The following is a 12,246-nucleotide window of genomic DNA, read 5'->3' on the forward strand; positions in this document are numbered from 1 at the left end:
CCGACCGCTAAACCCCGAGGGGAGGACGCGATGCGCATCGGCATTCAACTCAAGGTCGGCGGGTTCGTGCTGGGGGTGCTGGTTTTGGCCTTCGGCGTGAGCACCTGGGTGGCCACGGTGCGGGCCGCCCGGTCTCTGGAGGCCCTGGGGCGGTTCGGGGCCGAAGAACTCACCGCCTCGGCCCGGTCCCAGGCCCGCAGCGTGTTCGAGAGCCTCGAGATGGGCACCCGGGACTCCCTCGAACGCGGGGAGATGAAGCAGTTCCAGTCGCTCCTCGACCAACTCGCCCGGATCGAAGGGGTCCTGGAGATCGGGCTTACGGACCCGACCGGGAAAATCGACTACGCCAGCCGCCGGGAAGCCGTGAACACCCCACTCGACGCCGAGGCGTTCCGCCGGGCCCGGGACACCTCCTGGATCGCCGAGGTAGGGGGACAGGGCGAGGTGACGATCCTCAGGGCCCACCACATGACCGCGGACTGCCTGCGCTGCCACGAGGGGGCCAACGCCGGGGATCTGGCCGGGGTCCTCTACGTGCGCTACAGCCTCGACCGTCTGGCCCAGGCCGAGGAGAAGACCCGATCGATGGTGGCTGCCGCCCGCAGGGAGAGCATCACGACCGGCACGACGACCGGCATCCTGGGGCTACTGGCGGCGACCCTCGGCACCTGGGTCATCGTCGGCGCCCGGGTCCGCCGACCGATCCGGGCCCTCACCGAAAGGGTTCAGGAAATGGCTTCGGGCGAGGCCGACCTCACCCGCCGACTCCCCGTGGAGGGCCGGGACGAGATGGGGGAACTCGCCCAGGCCTTCAACGCGTTCCTCGGGAATCTCCAGAATCTCGTGCGGGAAGTGCTCGCCACCGCGGACGAGGTGGCGGCCGGGGCCGAGGAAATCCTCGAGGCGAGCCGCAAAGCCCTCGACGAGGCCGAGGCCCAGAAGGACCGCACCCACGCGGCCGCCAGTTCGGCCGAGGAGATGAGCGCCACCGTGCTCCAGGTGGCCCGCGACACCCAGGAGGCGGCAACGAGGGCACAAACCGCTTCGGAAACGGCGGAGCGGGGCGGGAAGACCGTGGCCCAGGGGGTGGAGGGCATGGCCCGGGTCGAGGAGCGGGTGAGGGCGATCGCCGGCCAGGTCCGGGACCTGGGGACCCGGACCCACGAGATCGGCGCCGTGATGCAGGTCATCGAGGACATCGCCGACCAGACGAACCTGCTCGCCCTCAACGCCGCCATCGAGGCGGCCCGGGCGGGGGAACACGGCCGGGGGTTTGCCGTGGTGGCCGACGAGGTACGAAAGCTCGCCGAGAAGACGGCCCAGGCCACCCGCCGGGTGCGGGACACCATCGCCGGCATCCAAACCGAGACCGGCCGCGCCGTCGCCTCGGTGGAGGAGGGGCTCGGGGAGGTCGAGACCTCCAGCGCCCTGGTGCGGCAGGGCGGGGGTGCGCTAGCGGAGATCGTGGCCCAGATCGAGCACACGGCCGACCGGGTGTCCCAGATCGCCACGGCTACCCAGCAGCAGAGCGCCGCCGTGGAGGAGATCAGCCGGAACCTCGACGCGGTGGCCGAGCTCGCCACCCGGCTCGCCGCGGCCGTGGAGCAGACCCGGGGCACGGCCGAACGGCTAGGCTCCCAGACCCTGAGTCTGAAGGGGCTGATGGCCCGGTTCACCGTGTAAGGCCGACCCTCCAGGGAACCTCCGCCGGGCGGCTGGGCTGCTCGGCGGTTGGGCGGCTGGGAACCTTCTGGATTCCATCGTCTTGTCCTGTCCCAGCCTGTGGGAGCGGTCCCCAATCCGCGACAGTTCTTCCCGCGGGCCTTCGCCCGGGTCGCGGCGTGGGCGCCGTTCCCACACCGGGCCCTGATCCGGCCGTTATCTTCCCGCGGCCGAGGGCCCCGCAGGAGCCCAGGGGGTCTCCCTCGGATCAGGCTTTCCGCGCCGGGGAACCCGGGGCCTTGGCCGGAAGGGGGGTAATCCGCACGAGCAGCACCCGGTGGCCGGCCGTCCGCTCCACCGTGTACCGGTGGCCCCGAAACTCCACCGTCTCGCCGGCCTGGGGGATGTGTCCGAGCCGGGTCATCAGGAACCCGGCCAGGGTCACGTCGGGCTCGGTGGGCAGCCGAAGCCCCAACTGCTGATTCAGGTCGCGGATGGGGGTTCCCCCGTGCACCAGGACCTCGCCGCCGGGAAGAAACCGGATGGACTCACCCTCCACGTCGTGCTCGTCGCGGATCTCCCCCACGATCTCCTCGATCACGTCCTCCAGGGTGACGATCCCCTCGACCCCCCCGTATTCATCCACGACCACGGCCATGTGGGTTCGCCGGGTCCGAAACTCATAGAGGAGGCTCTCCAGGTCCTTGGTCTCGGGCACGAAAAACGGCTCCCGGGCCACCTGGGCGACGCCGGCCCCGGGATCCCGGATCAAAAGGGCCACCGCGTCTCGCACGTGGGCGATGCCCACGAGATCGTCGAGGTTCTCCCGGTACACCGGGAGCCGGGTGTACCCGGTGCGGACAAAGGTTTCCACCGCCTCCTTGAGCGGGGTGGCCACGTCGATGGCCTGGACGCGGGTGCGGGGCACCATGATCTCGCGGACCTGCTGCCGGCCGATCCGGAAGATCCCGTGGAGCATCCGGCGCCGGGCATCCTCGACCGAGGCCCCCGCCCCGTCCTCCAGAAGGGCCCGGATCTCGTCCTCCGAGAGGCTCTGGCGCGCGGCCGCCTCGGGCCTCGCCCCCATCAGCCGCAAGAGGCCGTTGGACACCAGGGTCACGGCCGCCACGAACGGATAGAACAGCCGGCACAGCACGGCAAACACCGGAGCCACGGCCAGGGCCACCGCCTCCGGCCTCTGGGACGCAAAGGTTTTGGGGGCGATCTCGCTGAACACGAGAAGAAGGCAGGTCATCACCCCGGTGGCCACGGCGATCCCGTCCTCGCCGAACCACTGGATGGCCACGGCCGTGGCCAGGGCGGACGCGGCGATGTTCACGAGATTGTTCCCCACCAGGATCGTGCCGATCAGGTGGTCCCGCCGGGCCAGGAGGGCCTCGTAGATCCGGGCCCGCATGTCACCGGCCCGCGCCCGGTAGCGCATACGCCACCAGTCGGCGCCCAGAAGCGCCGTCTCCGAACCCGAAAAAAACGCCGAAAGGACAAGGAGCACGACGAGCGCCGCCACGTGTTTCGGAACGTCGAACTCGCTCACGATGGGACTCCCTGGAAAAGCGGTTCACGGTCTCGCGGTCTTCGGCCGATGGGTTTCCGCGACCCCGCCGGCCCGGGTGCCCAAGCCGGGGCGCCTTCGCGGCGAAACGCGGGATCGGGCGCGGTGCCGGAACCGCTCACGCCCGTAGGAGGTTGAGTTCGTAGAGGCTGCGGTACCACCCGCCCCGGCCCAGAAGTTCGTCGTGGCTCCCCTGTTCCGCAACCCTTCCCCTTCGAAGAACCGCGATCCGGTCCACCCGCCGCACCGTGCTCAGGCGGTGGGCCACCACCAGCGAGGTCCGGCCTTCGAGCAGCACGGACAGGGCCTCCTCGATCTGGGCCTCCGTGGCTTGATCCACCTCGGAGGTGGCCTCGTCGAGGATGAGAATCCTGGGGGCGCCGGCCAGGGCCCGGGCGAACGCCACGAGCTGCCGTTGCCCGGAACTGAGCCCCGCCCCCTCCTCCCCGAGGGGAGTATCGTATCCGGCCGGCAGCGCCTCGATCATCTCGTGAAGCCCCACGGCCCGGGCCGCGGCCTCGACCTGGGCCGGCCCCACCCACTCCCGGCCCAGGCGGATGTTCTCGTACACCGTGTCCCGGAGGAGCACCGGGTCTTGGGGAACGAGCGCTACGTGGCGGGCGAACCACTCGGGGTCGATCCGGGACCTGGGGATGCCGTCGATCCGGATCTCCCCCCGCCGGGGCGGGTAAAATCCGAGGAGCAGGTGAACGGCCGTCGTCTTGCCCGACCCGGTCGGCCCCACCAGCGCCACGGACTCCCCCGGTCGTACCCGGAGTTCGAACTCCCGAAGGACATCATCCGGGCCGCCGTACCCAAAGGTCACCCGGTCGAAGACGACCTCCCCCCGGATGTGCGGCCTGGCGCGGCCCCCAGGGGCCTCGGAGGCCTCGTCGAGGAAGCCGGTGATCCGCTCGGCCGCGGCGAGGGACGCCTGGAGCACGTTCACCCTTTCGCCCACGTCCCGAAGCGGCCGGAAGAGCCGTTGGACGTACTCGAAGAACGCCACCAGCGCCCCGAAGCTCAGGGCCCCCTCGCCGGCGAACCCGGCGCCCCGCCAGAGCACCAGGGCCAGGGTTACGGCCGAGAAGAGCTCCACCAGGGGGAAAAAGAGCGCCTGCAGGGTCACCGATCGCACCTGGGCCCGCAGGTTCTCCACCCCGCGCTCCTCCACCTGGCCGAGGCTCCAGGCCCGCGCCCCGAACAGCCGGACCACCTCGGCGCCTCGCAGGTGCTCGTGGATCGCCGCCGTGAGCCGGGCCGTGGCCTCCCTGGCGGATCGGTAGGCCTCGCGCATGCCCCGGCGGATCCATTCCGAGGTCACAACGAGCACCGGAAACACCGCGAGCACCGTGAGCGCCAGCCCGGCGTGGAGTCGGAACAGAACGGCCAGGATCCCCAAGACGAGGACGATGTCCCCCAGGACCCCCACGAGCCCGGCGCTGAAGAGATCGGCCAACACCGCCACGTCGGACGACACCCGCGACACCACGGTGCCCGCCGGGGTCCGGTCGAGCCGCTCCATCGGAAGCCGCAGGGCCTTGGCGAACAGGCGCCCCCGCAGGTCCCGCAGGATCCTCTCCCCCCGTGTGCGAAGGAGCACGGTCTGCCCCGCCTCCACGGCGCCGACCCCGGCCTGCACCAGAAGATAGAGGGCCGCGAGCCAGGCGAGGCCCCTGGGATCGGCCCGGGCCACCGGGCCGTCGATGGCCAGCTTCACGAGATAGGGGCCCGCCATGCGGCCGAGGGCGCCGAGGCCCATGAGCCCCACCCCCGCGAAGAGAGCCCCCCGATGCGGCCGGGTCAGGGGCCAAAGCCTCGCCAGCAGGCGCCAGTCCCCCGGCCGGACCGGGCGCGCCGAAGGGGCGTGGGGCCTCACGGCGCCTCCTCCAGCTCCCGGCGCAGCTCCTCCTCCCGGTAGAGGCGGCGATACCCCGGCAGCCGCTGCCAGAGCTCCTCGTGGGTGCCCCTCGCCACGATCCGACCCTTCTCCAGGAACCACACCCCGTCGGCCTCTTCCACCTCGAAGGCCCGGTGGCTCACCACCAGGAGGGTGCGGCGCCTGAGCCGCTGCCTCACGCGGCCAAGCACCTCCCGGGCCGTGCGGGCGTCGAGGTTCGAGAGGCTTCCGTCCAGCACGAGGACCCCCGGGTCGCCGTAGAGGGCCCGGGCGATGCCCAGCCGCTGCCGCTGCCCCCCAGATAGGGTGATGCCGCCTTCCCCCACCCGGGTGTCGAGCCCCTCCTGGAGGGCCCGAACGTCCTCGTCCAGACCCGCCAGGGCCAAGGCCTGCCAGATCCGCTCGTCGTCCCGGGGCCGGCCCAAGAGCACGTTGGCGGCCACCGAGTCGGAGAAGAAGAAATCCTCCTGGGGAACCACCGCCAGGTGGCGTCGCAGTTCGGGGTCGGCCACCCGGTCGAGGGCCGCCCCGTGGATCTCGATCACTCCCCGCTGGGGCCGGCGCAGCCGGGCCACCAGGGACACGAGCGTGCTCTTTCCCGAGGCCGCCGGACCGACCAGGGCCCACATCCCTCCCTCGGGAAGCTCCCAATCGACCCCGGCCACAGCCGGGCCGGAAGCGTCCGGATAGGCGTACGTGGCCCCCTCGGCCCTGACGCACACCCCCCGCGAAGCCGGAAGCGGGTCGCCGGGCTCGGGCTCTGCGGGCCATCCCCGAACCTCCTCCAACCGGCCCAGGGCGGCCGCGCCCCTCTGCACCAGGCTCAGGGTCCAGCCGAGGGCCACCATGGGCCAGATCAGCATGGCGAGGTAGGCGCTGAAGGCCACGAACCCGCCCAGCGTCAGGGCGCCGGTCGCCACCCAGTACCCTCCGAGGCCCAGCACGGCCACATGCCCCAGGCCCGCGAGCACCCCCACCGCGGGGAATACGGCCGCCCAGGCCCAAACCACCCGTTCCCGGGCCCTGGAAAGCGCCTCGTTCTCCACCCGAAACCGCTCCTCCTGCCAGCGCTCCCGGCGCATGGCCCGAAGCAACCGGACCGCGGTGAGGGTCTCGTGCACCCGGTCGGCCACGGCCCCGGCGGCCCGGTCGGCCGCCAGGAACCTCCGGTGGAGCCGGGGGCTCATCCTCCGCACCACCCAGGCGATGGCCGGAAACGGCGCCAGGGCCACGGCGGTGAGCCCCGGGTGGATCCGCCACAGGAGCACCGCCGTTCCGGAGCCCACGAGGAGGGTCTGGCACAGGTTCAGCCATCCCGCACCCAGAAAGAGCCGAAGGTCCTGAAGGTCGTGGAGCGCCCGGCTCACCAGATCCCCCCGGCGGGCCCGGTCAAGCGTCTCGAGGGGGAGCCGAAGCACATGGGCCACGTAGGTCATGCGCAGATCGTGCTCCACGGCCCGGGCCGCCCCAAGGGTGAGCCGGCGGGATGCAAACCGAAACAGGGCCTGGCCGGCGGCGAGGCCCCCCAGCACCACGGCGAGGCCGAACACGCCGCCCTCCCCTCCGGCCAGGGCGTCCACCCCCCGGCGGAGAACCTGGGGGCCCGCCAACTGCAGGGCCACGGAGAACACCAACGCGACAAAACCCCATGCGAACGACTTCGCATGGGGTCGCAGGTGGGGAACGAGGGCACGGAACGTCTGGATCACACCGCCGAACTCACCCGCCCGAGGCCCCCTCCCGGGCCTCCACGACCTCGGCGTTGAACTTCACGGCTCCCTCGGGCGCAGGCAGGAACACCACCATGAACGGCACCCGGCCGCCCGGCCGGATGTCCATGTTGCTCAGGCCCTCCCCCACCTCGTTCTTGAGCCGAGCCTCGATGTCGGCGGGAGGAAGGGTAGCCAGGTCCTTCTCGCTGAGGATGTTGCCGCAGAACACCTCCCGGGACGCGAGCGTCTTCCCGCGGGCGTCGAACAGGTTTCCCCGCACCCGCACCAGGCTCTGGGCCGCCTGGGAGCGGTTCCACACCTCGCCTCGGATCACGAACACCCGCCGGCCGCCGGCGAGATCCCGGTAGTACCCCTCCACGTTCTGCACGGCCAACCGGGCCCCGACGGCGCGACGGTGCCACAGGGCCCGAATCTTCGACGGGCTGAGGAACGTGAACGCCTCGGGGTGCTGGTACACGTTGTACGCGGTGAAACCCACGGCTCCCGCGACGGCCACGGCCACGACCCAGAAAAGCGGCGACCGGCGGCGGTCCCGGGCCACGAGGGACGACCTGCCCGCCCCCTCGGGCCGGCTCCGGGGGCCCCGCTGGAGGTCCAGGCGGGGCATATCGTCGGCCAGCCCCTGCACCTGCACCCCCCCCTGCCGGCGGGGAGGTACGAGGTCGTCCTCCTTCACCCGTTCCAACTCCGGCCCGGGTTCGGCCCCTTCCGGTCCGGGTTCACCGACCTCCGCCTCGAAGTCCCCGAGATCCAGCTCCCCGAGGGAGGGCAGATCGTCCATCGCCGGGATCTCGGCCTCGGGTCGGGCGGTTTCCTCGCCCTTCTCGCCGGCGAGTTCCGCAGCAAAGTCCCCGAGATCCAGATCTTCGAGGGAGGGCAGATCGTCGGGGGGCGGAACCTCAGGCTGGGCAGGTGGCACCGAGGGGACGGCGGGTTCCTCCGAATCTCCCGCCAGGTCCAGTTCCCCCAGGGGGGGCAGGTCGTCGAAGCCCGGGATCTGCGGCTCTTCCGCCGGCCCCTTTTCCACCGCCGGCTCACCCCCGCCGGGCGCGGCCTCCGGCGCCTCCGCGGCGAAGTCCTCGAACCGCGCCTCGGGGGGCTCTGGGGGAGCCTCCTGCCTCCGCCGCACGGCGAACAGGCGGGCGCAGCGGGAGCACCGGATCTTCACGGCCCCCCGGGCCAGCTTTTCGTCCGGCACCTCGTAGCGGGCCTGGCACTTCGGGCAGGATACCTGCATGGCGCCTCGGATCCGTGGGAAGGGGAAAGCCGCCCTTTCGGGCTAAAACCTCGGGGCATACTAGCCGAAGAGGTAGGGGAGCGCAATAACGCCGCCGGGTTCGCCCGGCCACACCCGACCGCGACGGGAGACACGATGCCCGAGCCGAACGACGCCTGCCCGCCCGAACTCCGTGGGCTCCTGGAGCGCAGAACGCGCGAACTGGAGACCCTGGTCGAGATCGGGAAGGCCCTGACCTCGACCCTGGACCTCAAGGAGGTCCTGAGCATCATCATGGACAAGGTGGGCCAGCTTCTTCGGCCCAAGACCTGGTCGCTCCTGCTCGTGGACGAGCGCACCGGGGAACTCACCTTCGAGATCGCCGTTTCGCCCGCCGCCGACCGGCTCAAGGACATCCGGCTCCAGAAGGGGGAGGGAATCGCCGGATGGGTCGCCCTCCACGGCGAGCCCCTGTTGATCCCCGACGTCCGCCAGGACCCCCGGTTCGCTCCCAAGGTGGACGAGGCGGTGCAGTTCAACACCCGCTCCATCGTGTGCGTTCCCCTGAAGAGCAAGAACCGGGTGCTGGGGGTGATCGAGCTCGTGAACCCCCTGGACGAGCGGACCTTCTCCGAAGCCGACCTCCAGATCCTCTCGACCATCGCCGATTACGCGGCCATCGCCATCGAGAACGCCCGGTACGTGGAGAAGGTGCGAGACCTCGTGGTCACCGACGACCTCACCGGGCTCTACAACGCCCGGTACCTGCTGGACGTTCTGGACTACGAGCTCGACCGCGCCCGCCGGTACGGGTACCCGGTGTCGCTCGTGTTCCTCGACCTCGACTACTTCAAGGACGTGAACGACACCTACGGGCACCTGGTGGGAAGCCGACTCCTCACGGAGGTGGGCCGGGTGATCCGATCCCACGTGCGAAAGGCCGACGTGGCCGTGCGCTACGGGGGCGACGAGTTCGTGGTGGTGCTCCCCAACACCCCCAAAGACGGGGCCATCCAGATGGCATCGAACCTCCGGAACCGAATCCGGTCGAGATACTTTCTGCAGGACGAGGGCTACCGGATCCGGATCACCGCGAGCTTCGGCGTGGCCACATTTCCCGACGACGCCCAAAGCAAGCTCGCCCTGGTGCGGATCGCCGACCAGGCCATGTACCGCGTGAAGGAGATGAGCCGCGACGGGGTGTCGGCGGCCGAAGCGCCCTCCCATCCTCCCTAAAACCGGACTTGAAAGCTAGAAAGGAGGGCCCCCGTGCCCCACGGGAACCGTAACCGACGTCCGGCGGGTTGGTTTCGCGGAGCATGTCTCGGCCTGATCCTTTTCGTTTCGTGCCCTCCGGCCGCCTGGGCCGAAGGGGGGAAGGGACTGGCCGGCCTGAGCCTCGAGGAACTCCTCTCCGCCGAGGTCACCACGGTGAGCCGCCGGGCGGAGTTGCTCTCGGATGCGGCCGCCGCGGTCACGGTCATCACGGCCGAGGACATCCGGCGCTCCGGGGTGACGAGCGTGCCAGAGGCGCTCAGGCTCGTGCCCGGAGTGCAGGTGGCCAGGATCGACGCCAACAAATGGGCGGTGAGCGCCCGGGGTTTCAACGGCCGGTTCGCCAACAAGCTCCTGGTACTCGTGGACGGCCGCACGGTGTACACCCCGCTCTTCTCGGGCGTCCACTGGGACGCCCAAGACCTTCTCCTGGAGGACATCGACCGGATCGAGGTGATCCGGGGGCCCGGGGCGACCCTGTGGGGCGCGAACGCGGTGAACGGGGTGGTCAACATCGTCACCCGCCACGCCAAGGATACCCAGGGCACTTTGGTGAGCGTGGGCGGCGGGAACGAGGAACCGGGGTTCCTGAACCTGCGGCAAGGGTTTTCCTCGGGAAGCACCTTCGGCCGGGTATGGGCCCGGGCCTTCGGCCGCGACGGATCGGTCGACACGGAAGGGCGGGAGGCCCACGACGCCTGGCAGGGGCTCCGGGGCGGGTGGCGCCTCGACGGCGGGATGGCCGGCGCCTCGACCTGGACGTTCGAGGGCGAGGCCTACCACGAACGGGTCCAGAGCAGGACCCGCGCCCTCGTGGGCCCGGACGTACCCCTCGCGGAGTTCGACGAGGAAGACCCCGTGCGGGGCGCCTACGTCCTGGCCCGATGGAACCGGTGGTTCTCCCCCACGGCCCAACTTTCGGTCCAGGCCTACTACGATCGGACCGACCGCGGATCCGAGGTGCTCGGCGAGGTACGGGACACCTGGGACCTCGACCTCCAGCACCGGTTCACCCTCGCCGGGCGCCACGAGATCGTCTGGGGCCTGGGAGCCCGGCTGACCCGGGATCACCTGGACGGCAGTTACGCCGCCGAGGTGCCCGAAGGCCGGCGCACCGACCGGCTCTGGAGCGCGTTCGCCCAGGACGAGATCGACCTCGTTCCGGGGCGCCTTCGCCTGACCCTGGGCTCGAAGTTCGAGCGCAACGACTACACCGGCACCGAGGTGCAGCCCAACGCCCGGGCCCTGTGGGTGGTCGCCCCCCGCCACCGGCTGTGGGCGGCCGTGAGCCGGGCCGTGCGGACCCCGAGCCGGGCGGAGGCCGACATCCGGTTCCGGATGTCGCGCCTCGCCCCTACCCCGGAGGTGCCCGTTCCGGTGGAGGTCCACCTGGTGGGGAACGAGGAGTTCGGACCGGAAACCCTCACGGCCTACGAACTGGGGTACCGGGGCGCCTTCGGCCGGACCATCACGGCCGACGCCGCCGCCTATTGCCACGTGTACCGGGACCTCCGCACCGTGGAACCCGTGGGGGGGCCCGCACCCGGGCCGGAAGGCGTCTGGGTCCAGGAGATGACCGCCGGGGACCGGATGCGGGGAACCGTGTACGGAGCCGAGGTGGAAGCGGGGTGGCAGCCGACCCCCTGGTGGCGGCTTCGGCTCGCATACACCTGGACGGTGTTGCGCCTCACCCCCCAAGACGGGAGCCGGGACAGATTCTCCGAGAACGCGGAGGGAGAGACGCCGCGAAACCAGGTATCCCTCGTGTCGTCCTGGGACCTCCCGGCCGGATGGGAGCTGGACCTGTGGGTCCGCCACGTGGCCGGGCTCCCGAACCTCGACGTGGGTGCATACACCACGGCCGATCTGCGGATCGGTTGGCAACCGACGCCGGGGCTGGTGGTGTCGCTCGTGGGGCAAAACCTCCTCGACGCGGCCCACCCCGAGTTCACCCCCGACATCCTCTCCACCGTGCCGGCCGAGGTGGAGCGCTCGGTGTACGCCCGGGTGACCTGGAGCCGCTAGGGCGACCCGATGGCCTGCACCCGCCGCACATTCCTGGCCGCCCTCGTCGCGCTCCCGCTCGCGGGCCGGATCGGGTGGGCCGAACAGGGCCCCACCGAACCGGAGATCAAGGCGGCCGTCGTGCTGAACCTGGCCCGGTTCACCGACTGGCCCCCGGGCACGTTCCCGAACGCGACGGCCCCGCTGCGGGTGTGCGCCTTGGGTGTCGACGCGGTGGCCGACGCGCTCTTCCGGCTGGCCGGCGAGACGGTCAAGGGGCACCCCGTCAGCGTGGAACGGGTGGTGGAACCGGCGGGGCTTTCGGGCTGCCACGTCGCCTACGTGGCGGCATCGGAACGAAAACGGGCGGGGGAAGTTCTCGACGAAATCCGGGGCAAGCCGGTTCTCTCGATCTCGGACCTCGAGGGGTTCGCGGCCTGGGGGGGAGCCGTGAGTTTCTGGCGGATGGGCGGGCGGGTCCGACTCGATGTGAACCGGGCAGCGCTTGGGCGAAGCGGGCTCGAGCTCAGCTCCAAGGTGCTGCGCCTCGCCCGGCTCGTGGAGGAGGTGCGATGAGGGCGCGGGGGTTCGCGAATCTTCCGGTGCGGTGGAAGCTCCTTCTCGCCGTGGCCGTGCCCACGGCGATGGTGGCCCTCGTCGTGACCGGGGTGCTCGGCGTCCAGCGGGTGCGCGACAAGTACTCCCAGGCCGCCGACGAGCTCGGGGCGGTGGCCCGGGTGCTCGCGATGAACGTTTCGGCTCCCCTGGCGTTCCAAGACGCCCAGGCCGCGGAGGAGACCCTAGCGGCCCTCCGGGTCCACCCCCTCGTGACCGAGGCCGCCGTTCTCACGCCGGGGGGCCGTGCCTTCGCCGTGTACCCGGC

General features: G+C 71.2%; 9 protein-coding genes. 5 read left to right on the forward strand and 4 right to left on the reverse strand.

Features of this window, described 5'->3' with window-relative positions; all coding sequences use genetic code 11:
- The first annotated feature begins 30 nt into the window (after positions 1 to 30).
- Complete coding sequence (locus ACY0I8_RS02270) at positions 31 to 1,683, forward strand: methyl-accepting chemotaxis protein (protein WP_461393405.1); 1,653 nt, start codon at positions 31 to 33, stop codon at positions 1,681 to 1,683.
- Between the two features lie 247 nt (positions 1,684 to 1,930).
- On the opposite strand, the gene ACY0I8_RS02275 is transcribed toward ACY0I8_RS02270, so the two are convergent.
- From ACY0I8_RS02275 to ACY0I8_RS02290, 4 genes are all read right to left on the reverse strand, one after another.
- Complete coding sequence (locus tag ACY0I8_RS02275) at positions 1,931 to 3,217, reverse strand: HlyC/CorC family transporter (protein ID WP_461393406.1); 1,287 nt, start codon at positions 3,215 to 3,217, stop codon at positions 1,931 to 1,933.
- Positions 3,218 to 3,353: 136 nt separating this feature from the next.
- A complete protein-coding gene (locus ACY0I8_RS02280; protein WP_461393407.1) occupies positions 3,354 to 5,114 on the reverse strand; it encodes an ABC transporter ATP-binding protein in 1,761 nt (586 codons plus the stop codon).
- Positions 5,111 to 6,844, reverse strand: coding sequence for an ABC transporter ATP-binding protein (locus ACY0I8_RS02285; protein WP_461393408.1), 1,734 nt, complete (start codon positions 6,842 to 6,844; stop codon positions 5,111 to 5,113). Before ACY0I8_RS02285 ends, ACY0I8_RS02280 begins: the two co-directional genes overlap by 4 nt.
- A gap of 10 nt (positions 6,845 to 6,854) precedes the next feature.
- Entirely contained in the window at positions 6,855 to 8,105 is a 1,251-nt protein-coding gene (locus ACY0I8_RS02290; protein WP_461393409.1) for a DUF3426 domain-containing protein, read from the reverse strand.
- 135 nt (positions 8,106 to 8,240) lie between these two features.
- Between ACY0I8_RS02290 and ACY0I8_RS02295 the strand changes: the two genes are divergently transcribed.
- From ACY0I8_RS02295 to ACY0I8_RS02310, 4 genes are all read left to right on the forward strand, one after another.
- Positions 8,241 to 9,320, forward strand: coding sequence for a GGDEF domain-containing protein (locus ACY0I8_RS02295; protein WP_461393410.1), 1,080 nt, complete (start codon positions 8,241 to 8,243; stop codon positions 9,318 to 9,320).
- Positions 9,321 to 9,353: 33 nt separating this feature from the next.
- The gene (locus ACY0I8_RS02300) at positions 9,354 to 11,384 is read left to right on the forward strand and encodes a TonB-dependent receptor plug domain-containing protein (RefSeq protein ID WP_461393411.1); all 2,031 of its coding nucleotides are present in this window, start codon (positions 9,354 to 9,356) and stop codon (positions 11,382 to 11,384) included.
- A gap of 9 nt (positions 11,385 to 11,393) precedes the next feature.
- Positions 11,394 to 11,939, forward strand: a complete 546-nt coding sequence (locus tag ACY0I8_RS02305; protein ID WP_461393412.1) for a YfiR family protein — start codon at positions 11,394 to 11,396, stop codon at positions 11,937 to 11,939.
- The coding region (locus tag ACY0I8_RS02310) for a CHASE sensor domain-containing protein (protein WP_461393413.1) at positions 11,936 to 12,246 on the forward strand (311 nt) is incomplete at its 3' end. The genes ACY0I8_RS02305 and ACY0I8_RS02310, both read left to right, overlap by 4 nt.

This window comes from Deferrisoma sp. (assembly GCF_054681715.1).